Origin of the sequence: Desulfopila sp. IMCC35008 (assembly GCF_010646885.2) — a bacterium.
Classification (GTDB): Bacteria; Desulfobacterota; Desulfobulbia; order Desulfobulbales; family Desulfocapsaceae; genus Desulfopila.
In genome coordinates this window covers 1,835,095-1,851,795 of record NZ_CP050700.1, presented here as the reverse complement: position 1 = coordinate 1,851,795, position 16,701 = coordinate 1,835,095, and the positions used below count along the sequence as shown (strand labels likewise).

Sequence of the window (16,701 nt, the reverse complement as noted above, 5' to 3'; positions counted from 1 at the left end):
ATGAATATACGTCCTTACTCAACCAGCAAGACTACTGAAAATGACAAACAATAAAAAGGAACAAAAATGAAAAAGATTCTTATCGGTGTGGGTACGCTCATCATTCTCGCTGTTGCATGCCTGCCATTTATTAACGGCATGGTGATGGAAAAGGCATTTCAACACGTTATAGATCAGGCAAACGAGATATATGTGGATACAGAAATGGGGATGAACCTCGAAGTTATCCGCTATGACCGTGGTTTCAGTTCTTCCGAGATTGAGTACAAGTTAAATCTGGGTAAACTGAAAGACATGCTGAAAGTCGACTCGGTTGTGGTTATTGACCGTGCCAAGCATGGTCTCACTTCAGTTACCTCCACCAGCAGCCTGGAAAAAAACCCCTGGTACACACAGGCAATCGAGAATTATGTGGAAGGCTCTGACCCACTGACCATGGAGACCGAATATAAACTGCTGGGCGACATCATCTCAACCATTACGATCGATGCCTTCACTCTCAAGGCTGAAGGAGAGACTGTCGATATCAAACCCGGAACAATAACTGCTCAAACCAATCGTGAATTCAAGAAGTTTGTTTCAGAAGGGAGTTGGAAAGGTCTTTCAGTCGGTGAGCTTATAACATTCTCCGCCATGTCTTTTGAGTCTGATATTGAGCTGATCAGCACCTTTATTTACCGTGGCAGCTCTTTAGTTACCATGGAAGGGGCCAGCGTTGAAGAAGAAGGAAAACGCGTAGAGATGAAAGGACTTAAAGTAAGCTCTGCTGTACAGTACGACGACAAAGCTGACCGCTTGATTATCGACGCCAATTATGCTCTCGACCTGATGAAGACGCCCGAAGGGGATATGGAAAACCTCGACCTGGCCCTCCACATTGCAGGAGTTGACGGTACCGCCTATGAAGAAGCTGCAGAAATTTATATGGATATGATGGGCTCGTTTTTTGAGATTCTTGCCCAGCACCAGGATGACCCTGAGATGATGGAAGAAGCCATGCAGGCACAGATGATGGGACTCGGCATGCAAATGGTCGGTGTTTACGAGAAATTTCTTAAGCAGGGCCTGGAACTCTCTATAAAGAAATTAAAGGCCACCCTGCCAATGGGTAATGTTGAGGGTGCTTTCTCATTGATCCTGAACAAGGATGTTACCATGGCCCAAATGCTGCCAATGGCAACCCAGCCAAACCTGGTCTTCGAGTATCTTTCACTCAACTCAGATGTATCCCTCCCAAAGGCCCTGACCGGTGACAACCCGATGCTTACGGCACCCCTCCTCCCAGGAATGGAAACGGGATTTTTTGTTGAAGACGGAGACTATCTCAAACATAAAGGCATAACAAAAGACAATAAATTTTTCCTGAATGGTGCTGTGGTAGATTTCAACGCACAATAACGATTCACAACCGAATCACGGTCAGAGGCACCAAGCCGTAACAGAAGTATACTTTGTCAATTGACAACGTTTAGCCGGTTATGGTAAATAAGACCTCGCGCCTGGGTGGTGGAACTGGTAGACACCCGAGACTTAAAATCTCGTGGGCCTTGCGCCCGTGCGAGTTCGATTCTCGCCCTAGGCACCAATGCCAAGAATACCCTGTAACTTTTACTAGTTACGGGGTATTTTCATTTATTTCTTGTTGAAACGTCGATGTATGCTTGTCTTAAGCCGTCAAAAGAACAAGAGAACCGAACATGATACTGCCAGTTAATAAAAGGACAGGAAAAGTTGACTTATCAGAATTATGCCTCACAACTCCTGCAACAATTGCTGAAAATGAATTCCATGACTTCATAGCTGAATTCAACAAGGCTGGCGAGAGATTGACCCCACACTCCCTCCATTGTGGTTCCAAATCCTTTAAAGAGTATATCCAGTCACTCGATGATGTTTACAGTAAAGAGCCTGTAAGCATTGAACTGCCTGGCAAAACATATTTTGAGCAAGGAAACAGCTAATGGAAACATACCAAGGCGTAAAATTTGCGTATCGCCAGGTTAGCCAATCATGTCCGGATCATCCTTTTCTGAATCGACTTAACTACTGGGTCTTTCTCTTCTCGCAACTGGGTCTTGCCCCCGTACATTCAACAGGGGCCTACGGTAACCAGTCATTCAGGACTGTAAACGATAGCTTTATCATTACCAAAAGCTCAATGGTCCCGGAAAAGGAACTCAACAGGGAGAATTATACCCTCGTTGAAGGCTATACACCGGACACGGGAATATTTCTAACCAAGGGGGCATCCCCCCCATCTTCAGAGTGTTTTCTTCACCATTATATCTACCAGGAGGATACCAGTATACAGGCAATATTCCACGGACACTGCGACCTGCTCAGCCAGCATGCCCAAGAACTTGGAATAGCAGTAACCGATAAATTCTATGACTATGGGACGAAGGAACTCGCAGAATCGGCACGTCTTACCATGAGTGAAGGCAATAAGTTTTTCATCCTGAAAGATCATGGATTCGTTGCTCTTGGCCCAAACCTTGATGATGCGGGCAAACTGACCCTGACTCACTACATGAAGCTCATTTCAACCCTGTCTCAAACACTCCCGCCTGAACAGTCTGAAAGTGAATAATTTGTCAGGAATCAGCTGGCTCTACTTCCACATTTGCTGCCCCCAAACAGGGGCTTGTTTTTTGTCAAATTATCGACATAATTTCGACAAAGATGCTACAAATACTCGCCAAATAAAAAATAGAAATATTTATTACGCAATACCAGACAGATAACATTCAGTCGATACCAACTCACCCATGATGTTAGTTTTGGTCATTTTCACTCCTTTGTTAGACGAACTCACTCCATCTGATTGATAATTCAATTTTTTTTCATTTTTTTCAAGTCTTTTACAAAAAAACAACACCCTGTTTTCACGATAAAAACGATAAAGAAGTGCTATAAACACCATCAAATATCCGTATATATACCCATTTACTTCTTGCTCACCAACAGATATAACCCATTCATACTGAGTAGCATTACTGTAGAAATTATTAATGCAAAGTATGCTTTGCAGCGTGTGGAGAAATTGTATGAACAGCAGAACGAAAAGTAAAAAATCAAAAACCACTCCGTCGATTGACGCTGCCCAAATGACTAAACAGATGGATGATGCAAAAGGTAACTTTCGAGTCATCGTCACCCGGAACACCAGGAATGCCTGGATTGATGATATGTACCAATCTACTTCGGGACATGCTGATTTTCCCACATTCCACTAATACACCCAAGGCTTCACTAGCAACTTCTGTTGCACTCTCATAACACTCTCAGCAGCACCCTTAAAACCCCCGGTCTCTCACCCGGGGGTTTTGCATTTTACACCTTTTGCATACCTCTGGATGCCACACGAAATTATTTGATTTCGTAGTATATTCCGGTACACTGTTTTAAAGTTTGGGTTCTAGTATTCTGCTTCTTTCAAGCAACCACCCCACTGCCTCAATCCATATTTGGTGAGACGTATGAAAACATTGCTACTCCCAGGAATCAATCCAGAGACTATAGAGTGGATTTCTGAACTGGCCGAAAAACTCGAACTGGATAAAAGTAAAAACCATATACACCGATACACATTCTGGTCCAACAACACCATTGATCCGGACCTGAGCAATGAGGCATCCTACCTACCCAGGGAGAAGTACGACCTGGTCATTGGTAAATCGTTTGGTAGCCTGGTCGCCATGCAGGCACATCTGGAAAAACGTATCCACTGCGACCGTGCAATCCTGCTTGGAATACCGATAAAATCATTCAAGAAAAGAAGCATAGCCCAAGATGCCCTTTCCCTCCTTCAGAATGACAAGACATTCGTCATTCAACAAAACAATGACAAATTCGGTACTGTTGACGAGTTTGGTGAGAACAAGCCTGTTAACCTACTGACCATTGAAGGTGAAGATCATCTCTATATCGATTACGAGTTATATATCGATCAGGTAGGACGCTGGTTACATAGAGTTAGCTGAACTCGGATCCACCTATTCACTGTCATCCCGGTTTGCGGAATCATTTTCCCCTTCAGGCGCTTCAGGCTGAGGAGTGACAGCATCGATTATCAGGCCGGAACGCTGGGCTCTTTTCTGCCACTGCTTACGAGCGATCTCCTGCATATCTTCGGCAGTATCTATCTCGTCGACAATCTCAAGCCCAAGGAGAGTCTCGATGAAGTCCTCCATGGTTACCACACCTTCTGTTCCCCCAAAGTTGTCGACAACCAGGGCAATATGATTTGATTCGCTCATCATCTTCTCAAACATCGCATGAAGAGTAAGATCCCCTGGGAATACAATAATCGGGCGGCACAACTCCTTTAACGTGCACTCAGGATGTTCGTGACCAGCACGAAAAATGTCTGATTTCAGGACAAACCCTTTTATGTCATCTAAATTCTCACCGTAAACAGGAATTCTCGAGAAATAGAATCTCTCATTTTCCCCCAGGCACTCTACAACAGTCTTGGTTTCGGGCAATGCAAAAACAACCGTTCGCGGTGTCATGATATCTCGGGTCCTGATATCGCGTAAAAAAAACAGATTTTGCAACACCCTTGATTCATAACGATGGAAAATCCCTTCCTTATTACCTAGTTCGGCCAGGGCAATAAATTCGTCCCGATGAACCTGCTTATCCTGCTTGTTCTTGGTCATCAACCGGGTAAGGGTTTCGGCCATCTTTACCAGTGGCCACATTGAAATAATAGTGAACCTGAGTAACCGAATGACCAGCGGATTAAGTTCGCGCCAATATGCTGCGCCAAGAGTCTTGGGAATAATCTCAGAGAAAACCAGAATCAAGAAAGTGAGTACTGCAGAAATTACGCCGATATAGGCATCACCAAAGACATAGGCCGCCTGAGCCCCGGCCCCTGCAGCACCGACAGTGTGGGCGATGGTATTCAAGCTCAGAATTGCGGCAAGCGGCTTATCAATGTCGCTTTTATACCCCTTGAGCCTTTTCCCAAGACGGGGTCTATCCTGTTCCAGCCGTACAGCATAGGATGCTGATGTACTGAGTAAAACCGCTTCCATTATGGAACAAAGAAAGGAAACGCCAAGAGCCAGGCAAACGTAAAATATAAGAAGGGCCATAGAATGCTGTAGTTTATATTATTTTAGATTATCGAATTACTGCAAAATTATACTAGCTGTTCTCACCATTTCGTCAAGACAAGTTAATTGTGTTTTGACTATTACTACAGTATCATAGTCCAATGACTCACTCTAAAAAGACATAATTATCTTGCCTATGCGTTTATTTGGATTCCTCATATTTCTTTTCCTTCATGTCACTATCCTCAAGGGTATAATCCATGCCGAGTCTATCCTGCTTACCCAGGCAGAACAGGAATGGATACTAAATCATAAAACGATACGAATTAGCGGTCCTCAAGCCTTTCCCCCATTCCAGTATGTGAATGACAACAACGAATTTGTGGGGATGGCCAGCGATTATATAAACTATATCGCGGATCAGGTCGGGCTTGAAATTGTTGTGGTAAAAAATCTCGCCTGGAGCGACGTTCTCAAAAAGGTCCAATCTAAAGAAATCGACCTCCTTAGTTGCACCACACCTTCACCTGAACGGACCTCATATCTGAACTTTTCTACCCCTCACCTTTCCTTTCCCCTCGTTATTATTACCAGAAAAGATGCTCCCTTCATTAACGACATTTACAGCTTACAAAATAAGACTGTTACAACCATCAAAAACAACATTACCGAAACATGGTTAAAAAGAGAAAATATCGATTTCACACCACTTTTCGTACAGACACCACTTAAAGCGCTTGAAGCTGTTGCACTCGGCAAGGCAGATGCTCATATAGAGAATCTGGCAGCTGCGTCATACCTGATTGAAAAAGAGGGCTGGGCAAATCTGAAAATTGCTTCCCCTACAAGTTTTGAAAATTATGCTCTCTCTATTGGTGTTCGCAAGGACTGGCCGGAGCTCATTTCCATCATCAATAAAGGGTTAGCAGCCATTCCCCAGGAAAAACACAACGAAATTCGTCAGAAATGGATCTATGTTCGCTACGAACACGGGATTCAACTCATGGATTTCGCCAAGTGGCTACTGGTCGTAGCAGCACTCGCTTCTATTGTATTCTCCGCATTTTTCATCTGGAACAGAAGACTTGCAGTGGAGATTCTGGAGAGAAAAAATGCTGAGAAAGAGAAGGAGAAACTTATCAGCGAACTCCAGACCGCATTAGACGAAATAAGGATTCTACGCGGTATATTGCCGATTTGTAGTGAGTGTAAAAATATCCGGGACGACAAGGGCTACTGGACTCGTATAGAAACGTATATAGGCCAGCACTCGGAAGTCGACTTCAGCCACAGCATCTGCCCTGAATGTATTGATAAACTTTACGGCAAAGAAGACTGGTTCGACAAGAAATGCTCGCATAATCAGCTACCCAAAAGCAAGTTCCAATAGAGGTGTTGTCCTTCCCACTATCGTCGACGGACACTCCCTGATATAGCCAAATCCGTTTTTCTCGTAAAAACCTCTCGCATTGGGATCGGCCAATACCCTTATGGTTCTTACTCCCCGTTGCTGCCATATTGTTTTGAGATGACCGACCATCGCGGTACCGACCTTTTGCCCGATGTATTCAGGATCGACAAACATGTGCTCCAGCCAGATGCCTTTCTCAATCCGAACAGCGGCCATTTCAAAATCTTCTTTCACTTCCACCACCGAGTAGTAGCCGACAAGGACATCATTCTTTGTTGCGACAAACACATAATTATCCAATATATACTGCTCCGTTACAGTCAATTCGTCTGCCCAGATCGCCAAATATTCGTCCGGATATTGCCAGTATTTTTTTGACCTAAATGAGATGGCTGTCAGAATGTGAGCGTCATTGGCAACTGCAGGGATAATTTTCATTGTTCCATATCCTGGCCTGAACGGATGCCGATCTCATCAAATGCTATCAGCACAAAACCATCCATGGCAAAAGCAGGGGGTTCTGGTCTCAGGTTCAAACCGCCAGCCGCTTCATCCATAAAGAGCGGATCAACATTATGAAAGTTTGGGCTGATTGAGGAATAATGATCCATCGCACCAGCGCCTCCCCATGTGAAATTCATGAGAAGCTGACCGGCCTGCCGGCTAATAATGTTTGAAAAAATGAACCGCTGGCTTACAGGTTCTGTCCCAACGGGCATAATCGTATATAACAGTATCGGTTATCGGTAATCAGGTTATTGGCAGCTGTCAGAGTTGTACGAGAGCCTCCGTCGAGATACACACCTCTCCCCGGCTCCATATATTTCGTATTGATCAATTACATTCTCATTCCCGCTGATTCGAACCGCTTTACCACCTGTATTTCTAAGCACCATCTCTTGCAGTTTAAGGTGATCACTGTCTGGGATCCTCACCAGGAACGAAAAGCGTCATCAGCAAGTATTCCGGGTGTCCGGACAAACCCGTGCTCTTTAAAATCTTCCGGACGATCTGTGACAAGTGCCTCAACGGACGACAGGTTGAAGGATGCGAGCGGTGAGGACAGGCACTCTGGATAATCAATATTCGAGGGGCAATATCTACTCGACACCTTCCCCGACTTTAATAACCACCAGGGTTACATCATCCTCTGGCCGCTTCCCCAGGGTAAAGAGGTTTAATTCGTCATAGACGGCATTAAGGATCTGTTCTGCGCTCTTCCCGGCGTTTTTCCTGATAACATCTTTATAACGCTGCCTGCCGAACATCTCTCCATCGTTATTAGAGGCCTCCCATAAGCCATCAGTGCCGATGGCTATGATCTGCCCCTCATGAATATCTTTTTTCCGATACTCGCCATAACTGATATCAATCTCCACCCCCAGGGCAATACCGGCACCTTTGAGTTCCTCAAATTCACCGGAATCACTATCGAAAAGTAAAGCCGGGTCATGTCCGGCACGCACCCAGCCCAACTCTCGTGCTACAGGATCAATCGAGAGGTAAAACAGGGTCATAAATCGTCCGGAATCAGAGACATCGCGAACAAGATGGCTATTCATAGCACTGATTATGTCGGAAATCGATCCCGGCTGTGAGGCGCGCATTCTCAGGAAAGCTCGGGCAGTTGTCATAAGCAGTGCTGAGTCGACACCATGACCGGAGATATCCCCCACCGCCACATTCAACGGCTCTGTTCCTGCCTGCCTGCGAAAAATAAAATCGAAATAATCACCGCCGACCTCGTCACAGGAAACGTTTCTCCCTGCAATATCAAAACCATGTAGTCGGATACTTTCCCGAGGCAGCAGGCTTTTCTGGACCTCACTGGCCAGCATAAGTGCCTGTTTGTGAACCGTCATGTCCGTTACAAATGCCATATGACCAATAATTGTACCAGCATCATCCCTCAGGGTACTTCCATGAATAATAAGCGGGATGGTTTTCCCACTCTTTGTGAGAGCTGAAGCTTCGAAAACTCTGTACTCCTGAGCAAGTACTTCATCACGATTTTGGATAAAATAGGCCTTAAACTCTTCGGTCGCTATATCCATGGTTGTCTTGCCGATCAGCTCATCCCTGGTATAACCAAGCATCCTGCAGTATGCTTTGTTTACGTCAGTAATTTTGAGATTCACATCCATCAGTACAAAACCTTCTGCCGCAGTCTCCACTATCCGGCGATACTTCTGTTCACTCTTTTTCAGGGCGTCCTGTGCCAGTTTCCGTTCAGTAATATCAAAGAGCACACCCTGATTATGTGTTTTATTTCCATCCTCATCACGAACGACACTTGTCTTGTCCATCACCCAACGAACATCCCCGTCGCGGGTAACACATCGGTAATACATTGTGTATTCCTCAACGTCCTCCTCAGCGTATCTGCTGATCTCTTTACTGACCCTTTCACGGTCTTCGTGGTAAACGATATCCCTGAACTGGATGGACCCATCTAAAAATTCGTCAGGTGAATATCCGAACTGGCTCAGATTCTCAGAAACATATTCAAGTTTGGCTCGCTCTCCTGCTCTTCTACGAAACAGGATGACAGGGCTCTTCTCAACTATCAGTCGAGACATCTTAAGAGCCTTAAGGGTTTGCATTCGCTCCTGGCAGTTTTCGCTCCAAATATTGCCGGATGCCTGCCTCTCACATAACTGAAGATCGGCGACCTTCTTTTCCGTTTTCAAAAGCTTCGCCTTCAACTCATCGATTTCTGCAGTTTTACACCTCAAGTGCTCGATCTCGACCTCGAGTTCCCTAATTCTCTTCTCTGCCGGTTTTTCCATAATTACCAGTTGGTATTGACTCGCTTTAACTTATTCAGAACACAAGAACGTTCCATCCTCAAGCCACCTTGAAATGGCCTCAGAAACACCGCCATCGTTGTTAGAAGAAACAGTAACATAATCATCTTTCATAGAGGAGGGACCGTTTTCAACGATAAAACTGTGAGCGCTCCATTGCAGCATATCCTGATCGTTATAATCGTTACCGACCCCGCATACATATTCCTGGGTAAGCCCTAAAGAGCTGGCCAGCCATTCCACAGAAGCTGATTTTGAAACAAGAGAATGGAAAATCTCGATCCAGACAGATTGCTTATCCAGTGGCGACGTTGCCATAATCACACTGAATTCTTCGAGTTCCGCTGCAATTTTCTGTGCGAGTTCGTGGCCACGCTCACGGCTTGCAATGCAGAGCACCTCGGTCGCTCCGCCAAAACCTTTTACCCGTGAGCGACGTACCTTATCTACAGATTCCCCAAATTCAGAGTAGAGTTCAATACGCCTGCTAAAATCGGGATTATTCTTCCCCTGGGACCTGTAGACAAATTTTCTGGTTTCCGGGATGGGTGCATGAACCATATAGTCAACACCCAGTCCCTCAAGATACTCCGAAATATTCAGGACATCATCTACGCTGAGAGAATGGGATTGCAGGATCTCATCTGTACCCAGATCCAGGAGTCCCGCCCCGGTTGAGAAAATCACATAATCAACCCCGCGCAAAACTCCAGCTTTAAGGGAGTCATCCCCCTCCAGTAATCGATTAAATGAGAAAAGCGAACGCCCGGTGGCAATAGCCACACCTATATTCAGCTGACGGAGCCGCTCAAGATTATCCATTTCTTGTTTCAGGATGTCACGCTTGTCTGTCAGGAGCGTTCCATCCAGGTCAGTCACGAAAAGACCGGTAATTGTTCTATTCATAATTTCAAGTTATCCTTGGTAAACACAATTCAGATCACGTTTAATCCAAAATCAACCAGCCGACCGTTCTACCGGATCACCTTATGTTACCAGGATACTATAACAACGACTCTACTATAAATATGTTCCGGTTCCATTTACCATGATGAAAAGCCTCAAACTGAACCTTTTCGAGAGGAACAGGTAACAAAAGCGAATTGAGTGCGGTAAGCAGAAAACTTCGAGGCTGCAGGAAAATCTCTGTTATTTGATACTGGTTATTGAAATTCCACATAGCCCCCTCCCTGTTTACGATTGTAACTCATTAATAATCCTTTGAGTTAATCTCTACTATCTGGGAGGTTCCTTGTGACCTATCGCCCGTCAGCCATTGCCATTGTTCAATATATTTCAACCTCCCATCAGGCAACACCTCAAGGCTCGAAGTGCATTTACCAAACATAAGTTCCCCATCTGTGTTGAGGTGATGGTAGCTGAATGTCAAATCTCCATTATCCAACATTTTACCTAGTAAATGGCCTTGAACAATTTTCCCACCAGAATAGTCAGCCGTAATGAGCTCTCCAGACTGGTGATAATGGAAAAACGTATCCGAACTCACTTCCCCATTCACCATGTTTTCAATAGATTGAAATGTCTTACCTTCTAATTTATATTTCATGACTTTTTTATCTGAATAATTCTTCAGCCTTTTTCACATCAGAAACTCCAAAAATGAAACGATTATTCTCAGCAGGGTAACCGAAATTCACTTGAACCCCATTATCAGCTAATGTTTTGCAGATCTCTCCGAATGATCCCGACTTACCCGTAATGCCCACTTGATCTTTGTCTAAAACAAAAACATCAGTAATTTCCTTGACCTTGAAGCCTCTTCTTTCAAGGACTTTTTTTGCTTTTGCAGCGTCTTCTACTACGAAATGTATGACACTTTGCTCCTTAAAAGAGCTCATGGAAAGACCCTCAATATTTACTCCAGCCAATCCTAAAACCTCACCAATCTTGGCCAATAGGTCCAACTCGACCAGTTGCTCCAGACATAAATCTTGCATAGCTGACACCAATCTTTTAGTACAACATCTTTAAGTGAATATTGTTAGTTTCCATCCTGAAGCTCAGCATTCTGTTCAATATCGAGGCGTGACTTCATTATTTACCGCACGTATATGTACGATATTCGCAGAATAAATAACTTAGCCGGAACGCTGAGATTGGGCAGAAGGGTAACATGTAATTGTATATGCTTTTACAAGTACAAACGTTTTTCTCATTTCTCCAGTGTATAAGAAAGAGCGAGATGAGCTTCTGTAAGATGTGAAATTTACTTATCCGGGACTTTACTAAATGTACCGGGTTCACCCCACTCTGGATCGGAAAAACGATGGGACACAGTACTGCAAAATGGTCATTGAAGTATATGGTAAATGCATCCAAGATACCAATTGTGGCAAAATACTGGAGAGAAACAGTTTTTTCCCTGAAAAAATTGATATTCTCGTGGAATATTTAATATTGGTTGAAATGGAGGCTGGAAAAAAAACAGGTTTGTAAGAATTGATGGCTGTTTGGATGAACATTGCAGAAACATAAAGGCTGGTTTACAAAGTAACTTCTTATCACCTACCTGAGGAATTATGAATACAGCTCGTAACCTGATCATTGAACTTATTAAAAATAATACGATCCATGAAGAGCAGATACCCGAGGCCCTGATTGTTTTACATGTCATCCCTAATGGCAGTGCCTGGCGGAAATTCATAGACCACTTCCTGTTGTGGTTGGGAGGCCTGGCTCTTGCCTTTGCGGTGTTGTTTTTCATAGCGTACAACTGGACTGAACTTGGACGTTTTGCCAAGTTTGGCATGGTAGAAGCGGCCCTTGTTCTGGCCATTGTGACATACTGCTATTTTGATAAAGATAAGGTGATAGCCAAAGTAGCTCTTCTCATGGCAGCCATTTTTCTCGGAGTATTACTGGCGCTTTTTGGCCAGACCTACCAGACAGGAGCAGACCCATGGCAGCTTTTTTGCAACTGGGCAATATTAATGCTGCCCTGGGCGGTTATTGGCCGTTTTGCTGCAATCTGGATTGTCTGGCTGTCGCTGGTGAATGTGTCCCTTATCCTCTTCTACCAGACATTTGGCGGGGTATTTGGAATACTGTTCAGTTCCGAAAGTGAGTTGATTTGGATTGTAGGTATTCTTAACACTTTCGTCTTGGTTGTATGGGAAACTCTGACAAGGATGCAACAGTGGTCAGCTGAGCGCTGGGCACTCCGTCTTGTAGCTATTGGAGGTGTCTTCCCCATTACCTGGCTTGTCCTGATTGCAATTAATAATTACAGCGCTGATGGTGTCATCTCCTGGCTGATATGGATAGTTTGGCTTGCGGGGGGGTATGTGATTTACCGGAAGAAAATTGCCGATCTTTTTATGTTGGCTATTGGTTGCTTGTCAGTGATGGTGGTGATTGTGACCTTTCTCTCCAAACATTTGCTTGAAGTTGATGCTTTTGATGGATTCGGCGCCCTGTTACTTACGGTGGTTATCATTGGTTTGGGGACAGGGGCTGCTGTGTGGTTGAAAAATGTGCACAGGGAGATGGTGTCATGAGTAAGCAACGAGACGGGATGTGGGCGACCTTGTTACAGGCAGGATTAGTCAAAGGAGAGTTGCCCGATGCAAACAATCTTGATTCCCCCTGGTATGCCAAACTACTGCTGGCATTTTCCGGCTGGCTGGCTGCTCTCTTTCTCCTCTGTTTTATAGGTGCGGTGCTTTTTTTTATGGTGGAAAACGCTGTGGCCTCAATTATTTCAGCTGGAATGATGATTGGAGGCGCCTATGCTCTTTTGAGAATTTCTAAGAATGAATTTTTTGAGCATCTTGCCCTTGCTTTGAGCCTGGCAGGGCAGGCTTTGCTGGTTTGGGGCATCTTTAAGATAACAAATGAGTTCGATGAAAAATTCTGGCTGCCTGTTGCATGTGTCCAACTATTTCTGGCCGCCTTTATTCCCAGCTTTACCCACCGGGTTTTTTCCTCCTGGCTGGCATGTATTGCTTTTTCCATTACATTGGCTTTCTTCGGAATACCCTATATTATGGGTAGCATTGTCATGTTCCTGGCTGCCTGGTGCTGGTTCAATGAGTTGAAATATCCATCGTATATTTCAGAATTACAGGCTATTGGTTATGGGCTGGTGTTGGCCCAGATCCAGCAAAAAGGAGCCCTGGTGTATGATCGGATGGCTATGGACTGGTTGAATGAAAATGGTTCAGCCGAGATATGGACACAACCCTGGATGGGAGAAATTCTATCGGTAGTCGTTCTGGTGTATGTGGTTTTGCGTTTATTGCAACATGGCGGTCAAGCTCTAACAAGCTCTTTTTCGATCACGGCTTTGCTAGGTACATTTCTTCTTGGTTTTGTTTCAATTGAAGCACAGGGGATAACTTCCGGAATGGTGATAATACTGCTCGGCTTTAGCCGCAGTAATCGAGTACTTCTCGGCCTGGGGATTGCGTCCCTGCTTTTCAACATTTCAGCCTACTACTATCTGCTTGAAAGAAGCCTGTTGGTAAAGGCCCTGACACTACTCATTATTGGCCTGGTACTTTTAGCCATTCGTTTTTTTGTGTTACGCATGATGCCTGTGGAAAAGGAGGTTTATCGTGTTTAACAAGGTCGCTCTCATTACCATGGTAATAGTTCTGGCATTAATGAACTGGTCTATCTATAAAAAAGAAGTCCAATTGGCAAGTGGTACAATTGTTTATCTTGACCTTGCTCCAGTGGATCCTAGATCCTTGATGCAGGGTGACTATATGGCCCTGCGCTTTAGTGTGGCGAATGAAGTATATAACGCCTTGCCTAAAATGGGCGAAAAGCGCTGGCGTCATGATGTCAAGGCCACTGATGGGTATGTGGTAGTTGAACTGGATGAGAGAAACATCGGATCTTTTAAATATATTTACAACGATCAGCCGCTAGCTGAAAATGAAATTCTTATACAATACCGGGTGCGCCAAGGCGCAGTGAAATTTGCAACCAACGCTTTTTTCTTCCAGGAAGGGCATAGTGATTATTATGAACCGGCGAGATATGGTCAGTTTCGAGTAGACGCAAAAGGGGAGGTATTGCTGGTGGCTATGTTTGATAAGGATTTAAAGCAAGTTGGGCCGACAAAATATAATAAATAACTGCTTGGAATTTGAAAATACAGCAGCGGATGATTCCAGGGAAGCTGGAGCAGGTTTCCTTTATGCTGGTTATAACCATTTTTCACACTCTTCAAAACCGATTATTCATACATGTCACCTGAAACAGTGTTAAAATCAAAAAGGGTCAGAGCATGAAGCATTTAGTTTTTGCATCACTGTTTTTTTTACTTTCCACCAACACTGTATTTGCCTATGAATGCTTTTATGCTGCCAGACTAACTGCCCAAAATACCCAGAGTGAAGTCATATCGCAGGGTGACTGTGTGGATAGTTTCGAAGATGGAATCCTGGTATTAAAAGAAAATCATTTTGATAATTTTGATTTTTCATCAGGACAACCCAGCTATTTATTTCTCGTTGAGGACACAGTAGTAAGGGTATTCTTTGTCTCCAAGCAAAGGGTACTTGTGGAGACTCTTTCCTCTGACAACGGCCCTGATGAATTTGTTGAAGGTCTGGCGAGAGTAAAAAACCATGGCAAATATGGGTTTGTAAACACTACCTTAGATGTTGTAATAATGCCGAAATATGATTTTGCCTATCCTTTTGAAAACGGCCATTCCATTGTGTGCAACGGATGCGAAGAAAAACCTGACGGAGAGCATCGAATACTGTCAGGGGGACGGTGGGGGCTCATTAACAGAGAGGGTGAAGTTATAATACCCATGACTCTCAGCAGATCTGAGCTTCAAAAAATAATAGAAGAAAACATTAGATAATCTTCGCACCACCTCATTTTTCAGCTGGAAAAAAATGAAGCGCATTGTCCTCTATCTGCCAATACTATTTGTGGGGTGTTGTCTTGGTTACTTTTTCCATGTTGAGGCAGCTTCTTCCGAATTCGCAGGTTTTGTCTTTAAAAACGGGGCCAGTGAAACAGAGCACCGAATAGTAAATATTGCTTCTCAAAATTTCCCCCAGGTGTCATGGCAGAGTGAATTGATTGTGTTAGCAGATATTAATTGCGACAGCATCGAGGATGCCGCCATTATTGGGATTGAAAAAGATGACGTTCTGTTATTCTTATGGGTAGGACCACAGCAAAACTCTTCAAGTACAGAAACCTTAAGATTTGGTTTAGGTGATCCAACGTCACAGGTCGCTTTGTGCAGTAATACTCCACGACTCATGATGGAGGATCAAAAATATGATCTTTTTGAAGAGCTCGGTGAAAACCCTGTGGGATATAAGACATCTGAAAGATGTAAGGGATTGAAACTCTACGATGATTTATGCGATTCCTTTCATATATATTGGAATCATAAAACAAACAGTCTTAGCTTTTTCAGGTTATGATTTTATCTGGCAACACCAATACCAGCCACCAGCCTCCCACCAGTTTGTCCCAGAAAATTACTTTTTTAAAAAAAATGATCTAAGTGATGCTGCAGCAAGTTCTGGATCGGAGAAATCCGCAACAACTCTGTTGAATTCTTCCTGTTGACGTCTCCAGATGAGGCCTTCACTAATAGTTGAGATGTAGACAACATTATCATTCTCGGGCATGTCGGTCTTCTTGACGAAGCATGAGATCATGAGCAAGATATCATTCATCTTATCACCGTTATAATCATCAAAAAACACACCTTGGGGCCAGCAGGACTCGAGCGACTCCGTCTTTGTGCCTACAGGAGTTGTGATTTCCTCCAATACCATACCTTCCAACTCGGTTATGACAAAGGCCAGACTGTCGACCCAGACACCACCGGGTTCCTGCAGAGTGGTCAAACACAGGGCTGTATTATCAGCAATGCCACCAAAAAATGCCAAGGACAGTTTGTTGACGACCTTAAATCCCGGCAGAACTCTTTCCATTGTGCCGTTCAGATGAGCGCATTTTTTATCATAATGTTCCATATGCCCATCTCCACCTGTCATTATGTCATAGGCCTGGGCATTTGCATGATAAAGGACGGCAACAAGCAGACATCCAAGAAAAATAATGAAACGAGAGTGGATCGGTAACGGAAAACTGTTGTTGTGGGGATATGAAAAGAGTGACACTGCAAAACTCCTTTTTTCGATCTGAAATAAAAACAAAGTTCTTCATTTTAAGTGTTCTTTTACCACACTCTTGGCTTTTACTGAATGTAATCATTCCGCTGATTCCAACCAGGGAGTAATACCTTTTTGGGCATGCCTGAGTAAGCCGCTCTATATTTGAGGAGAGTTATCCCCTTTTATTTCTATATACGGTTCATTATAATGGCGGAATATTAGTAATAACAAAACAATATGAAGAGTTTTAATATAAGGATGAAAGAAAGTAACGGTTACGTAAATGATATCTC

19 protein-coding genes and 1 tRNA gene are annotated in these 16,701 nt (G+C 43.9%); 12 read left to right on the top strand and 8 right to left on the bottom strand.

What is annotated here, in order from left to right; translation table 11 throughout:
* Nucleotides 1-66: 66 nt before the first annotated feature.
* The 6 genes from GA520_RS08175 (at nucleotide 67) to GA520_RS08150 (ending at nucleotide 3,983) form a co-directional block, all read left to right on the top strand.
* Nucleotides 67-1,398, top strand: coding sequence for a DUF945 family protein (locus GA520_RS08175; RefSeq protein ID WP_163339320.1), 1,332 nt, complete (start codon nucleotides 67-69; stop codon nucleotides 1,396-1,398).
* A gap of 99 nt (nucleotides 1,399-1,497) precedes the next feature.
* A tRNA-Leu gene (locus GA520_RS08170) sits at nucleotides 1,498-1,585 on the top strand.
* Nucleotides 1,586-1,697: 112 nt separating this feature from the next.
* Nucleotides 1,698-1,961, top strand: coding sequence for a hypothetical protein (locus GA520_RS08165; RefSeq protein WP_163339321.1), 264 nt, complete (start codon nucleotides 1,698-1,700; stop codon nucleotides 1,959-1,961).
* The gene (locus GA520_RS08160) at nucleotides 1,961-2,590 is read left to right on the top strand and encodes a class II aldolase/adducin family protein (protein ID WP_163339322.1); all 630 of its coding nucleotides are present in this window, start codon (nucleotides 1,961-1,963) and stop codon (nucleotides 2,588-2,590) included. The genes GA520_RS08165 and GA520_RS08160 overlap by 1 nt, the downstream gene beginning before the upstream one ends.
* Before the next feature lie 457 nt (nucleotides 2,591-3,047).
* The gene (locus tag GA520_RS08155; protein ID WP_163339323.1) at nucleotides 3,048-3,236 is read left to right on the top strand and encodes a hypothetical protein; all 189 of its coding nucleotides are present in this window, start codon (nucleotides 3,048-3,050) and stop codon (nucleotides 3,234-3,236) included.
* A gap of 243 nt (nucleotides 3,237-3,479) precedes the next feature.
* The gene (locus GA520_RS08150) at nucleotides 3,480-3,983 is read left to right on the top strand and encodes an alpha/beta family hydrolase (RefSeq protein ID WP_163339324.1); all 504 of its coding nucleotides are present in this window, start codon (nucleotides 3,480-3,482) and stop codon (nucleotides 3,981-3,983) included.
* Nucleotides 3,984-3,995: 12 nt separating this feature from the next.
* On the opposite strand, the gene GA520_RS08145 is transcribed toward GA520_RS08150, so the two are convergent.
* Nucleotides 3,996-5,105, bottom strand: coding sequence for a CNNM domain-containing protein (locus GA520_RS08145; protein ID WP_163339325.1), 1,110 nt, complete (start codon nucleotides 5,103-5,105; stop codon nucleotides 3,996-3,998).
* Nucleotides 5,106-5,262: 157 nt separating this feature from the next.
* Between GA520_RS08145 and GA520_RS08140 the strand changes: the two genes are divergently transcribed.
* Nucleotides 5,263-6,456: a transporter substrate-binding domain-containing protein gene (locus GA520_RS08140; protein WP_163339326.1), complete on the top strand. Its 1,194-nt coding sequence runs from the start codon at nucleotides 5,263-5,265 to the stop codon at nucleotides 6,454-6,456.
* On the opposite strand, the gene GA520_RS08135 is transcribed toward GA520_RS08140, so the two are convergent.
* From GA520_RS08135 to GA520_RS08110, 6 genes are all read right to left on the bottom strand, one after another.
* Entirely contained in the window at nucleotides 6,433-6,915 is a 483-nt protein-coding gene (locus GA520_RS08135) for a GNAT family N-acetyltransferase (RefSeq protein ID WP_163339327.1), read from the bottom strand. The two genes, GA520_RS08140 and GA520_RS08135, sit on opposite strands and share 24 nt — an antisense overlap.
* Nucleotides 6,912-7,118 carry a hypothetical protein gene (locus tag GA520_RS08130; RefSeq protein WP_163339328.1) on the bottom strand — a complete coding sequence of 69 codons (207 nt, stop codon included), beginning with the start codon at nucleotides 7,116-7,118 and terminating at the stop codon, nucleotides 6,912-6,914. The genes GA520_RS08135 and GA520_RS08130 overlap by 4 nt, the downstream gene beginning before the upstream one ends.
* A 459-nt stretch (nucleotides 7,119-7,577) precedes the next feature.
* Nucleotides 7,578-9,266 (bottom strand): SpoIIE family protein phosphatase, encoded by a 1,689-nt coding sequence (locus tag GA520_RS08125; RefSeq protein WP_163339329.1) that lies wholly within the window; start codon nucleotides 9,264-9,266, stop codon nucleotides 7,578-7,580.
* A gap of 30 nt (nucleotides 9,267-9,296) precedes the next feature.
* Nucleotides 9,297-10,190, bottom strand: coding sequence for an HAD family hydrolase (locus tag GA520_RS08120; protein ID WP_163339330.1), 894 nt, complete (start codon nucleotides 10,188-10,190; stop codon nucleotides 9,297-9,299).
* 304 nt (nucleotides 10,191-10,494) lie between these two features.
* Nucleotides 10,495-10,851, bottom strand: coding sequence for a n-acetylglutamate synthase (locus tag GA520_RS08115; protein ID WP_163339331.1), 357 nt, complete (start codon nucleotides 10,849-10,851; stop codon nucleotides 10,495-10,497).
* 7 nt (nucleotides 10,852-10,858) lie between these two features.
* Nucleotides 10,859-11,242 (bottom strand): hypothetical protein, encoded by a 384-nt coding sequence (locus GA520_RS08110; RefSeq protein WP_163339332.1) that lies wholly within the window; start codon nucleotides 11,240-11,242, stop codon nucleotides 10,859-10,861.
* 582 nt (nucleotides 11,243-11,824) lie between these two features.
* On the opposite strand from GA520_RS08110, the gene GA520_RS08105 reads away from it, so the two are divergent.
* The 5 genes from GA520_RS08105 (at nucleotide 11,825) to GA520_RS08085 (ending at nucleotide 15,706) form a co-directional block, all read left to right on the top strand.
* On the top strand, nucleotides 11,825-12,802 hold the full coding sequence (locus GA520_RS08105) for a DUF2157 domain-containing protein (RefSeq protein ID WP_163339333.1): 978 nt from the start codon (nucleotides 11,825-11,827) through the stop codon (nucleotides 12,800-12,802).
* A complete protein-coding gene (locus tag GA520_RS08100) occupies nucleotides 12,799-13,869 on the top strand; it encodes a DUF4401 domain-containing protein (protein ID WP_163339334.1) in 1,071 nt (356 codons plus the stop codon). Before GA520_RS08105 ends, GA520_RS08100 begins: the two co-directional genes overlap by 4 nt.
* Nucleotides 13,862-14,389: a GDYXXLXY domain-containing protein gene (locus tag GA520_RS08095; protein WP_205749330.1), complete on the top strand. Its 528-nt coding sequence runs from the start codon at nucleotides 13,862-13,864 to the stop codon at nucleotides 14,387-14,389. Before GA520_RS08100 ends, GA520_RS08095 begins: the two co-directional genes overlap by 8 nt.
* A gap of 152 nt (nucleotides 14,390-14,541) precedes the next feature.
* The gene (locus GA520_RS08090) at nucleotides 14,542-15,129 is read left to right on the top strand and encodes a WG repeat-containing protein (protein ID WP_163339335.1); all 588 of its coding nucleotides are present in this window, start codon (nucleotides 14,542-14,544) and stop codon (nucleotides 15,127-15,129) included.
* Nucleotides 15,130-15,163: 34 nt separating this feature from the next.
* A complete protein-coding gene (locus GA520_RS08085; RefSeq protein WP_163339336.1) occupies nucleotides 15,164-15,706 on the top strand; it encodes a hypothetical protein in 543 nt (180 codons plus the stop codon).
* A gap of 57 nt (nucleotides 15,707-15,763) precedes the next feature.
* On the opposite strand, the gene GA520_RS08080 is transcribed toward GA520_RS08085, so the two are convergent.
* Nucleotides 15,764-16,414 (bottom strand): hypothetical protein, encoded by a 651-nt coding sequence (locus tag GA520_RS08080; protein WP_163339337.1) that lies wholly within the window; start codon nucleotides 16,412-16,414, stop codon nucleotides 15,764-15,766.
* Between the last annotated feature and the right edge of the window lie 287 nt (nucleotides 16,415-16,701).

Excerpts from the sequence above, each read along its gene's own strand:
- GA520_RS08175 (WP_163339320.1), top strand. The coding sequence starts at position 67 with ATGAAAAAGATTCTTATCGGTGTGGGTACGCTCATCATTCTCGCTGTT.
- GA520_RS08165 (WP_163339321.1), top strand. The coding sequence starts at position 1,698 with ATGATACTGCCAGTTAATAAAAGGACAGGAAAAGTTGACTTATCAGAA.
- GA520_RS08160 (WP_163339322.1), top strand. The coding sequence starts at position 1,961 with ATGGAAACATACCAAGGCGTAAAATTTGCGTATCGCCAGGTTAGCCAA.
- GA520_RS08155 (WP_163339323.1), top strand. The coding sequence starts at position 3,048 with ATGAACAGCAGAACGAAAAGTAAAAAATCAAAAACCACTCCGTCGATT.
- GA520_RS08150 (WP_163339324.1), top strand. The coding sequence starts at position 3,480 with ATGAAAACATTGCTACTCCCAGGAATCAATCCAGAGACTATAGAGTGG.
- GA520_RS08145 (WP_163339325.1), bottom strand. The coding sequence starts at position 5,105 with ATGGCCCTTCTTATATTTTACGTTTGCCTGGCTCTTGGCGTTTCCTTT.
- GA520_RS08140 (WP_163339326.1), top strand. The coding sequence starts at position 5,263 with ATGCGTTTATTTGGATTCCTCATATTTCTTTTCCTTCATGTCACTATC.
- GA520_RS08135 (WP_163339327.1), bottom strand. The coding sequence starts at position 6,915 with ATGAAAATTATCCCTGCAGTTGCCAATGACGCTCACATTCTGACAGCC.
- GA520_RS08130 (WP_163339328.1), bottom strand. The coding sequence starts at position 7,118 with ATGAATTTCACATGGGGAGGCGCTGGTGCGATGGATCATTATTCCTCA.
- GA520_RS08125 (WP_163339329.1), bottom strand. The coding sequence starts at position 9,266 with ATGGAAAAACCGGCAGAGAAGAGAATTAGGGAACTCGAGGTCGAGATC.
- GA520_RS08120 (WP_163339330.1), bottom strand. The coding sequence starts at position 10,190 with ATGAATAGAACAATTACCGGTCTTTTCGTGACTGACCTGGATGGAACG.
- GA520_RS08115 (WP_163339331.1), bottom strand. The coding sequence starts at position 10,851 with ATGAAATATAAATTAGAAGGTAAGACATTTCAATCTATTGAAAACATG.
- GA520_RS08110 (WP_163339332.1), bottom strand. The coding sequence starts at position 11,242 with ATGCAAGATTTATGTCTGGAGCAACTGGTCGAGTTGGACCTATTGGCC.
- GA520_RS08105 (WP_163339333.1), top strand. The coding sequence starts at position 11,825 with ATGAATACAGCTCGTAACCTGATCATTGAACTTATTAAAAATAATACG.
- GA520_RS08100 (WP_163339334.1), top strand. The coding sequence starts at position 12,799 with ATGAGTAAGCAACGAGACGGGATGTGGGCGACCTTGTTACAGGCAGGA.
- GA520_RS08090 (WP_163339335.1), top strand. The coding sequence starts at position 14,542 with ATGAAGCATTTAGTTTTTGCATCACTGTTTTTTTTACTTTCCACCAAC.
- GA520_RS08085 (WP_163339336.1), top strand. The coding sequence starts at position 15,164 with ATGAAGCGCATTGTCCTCTATCTGCCAATACTATTTGTGGGGTGTTGT.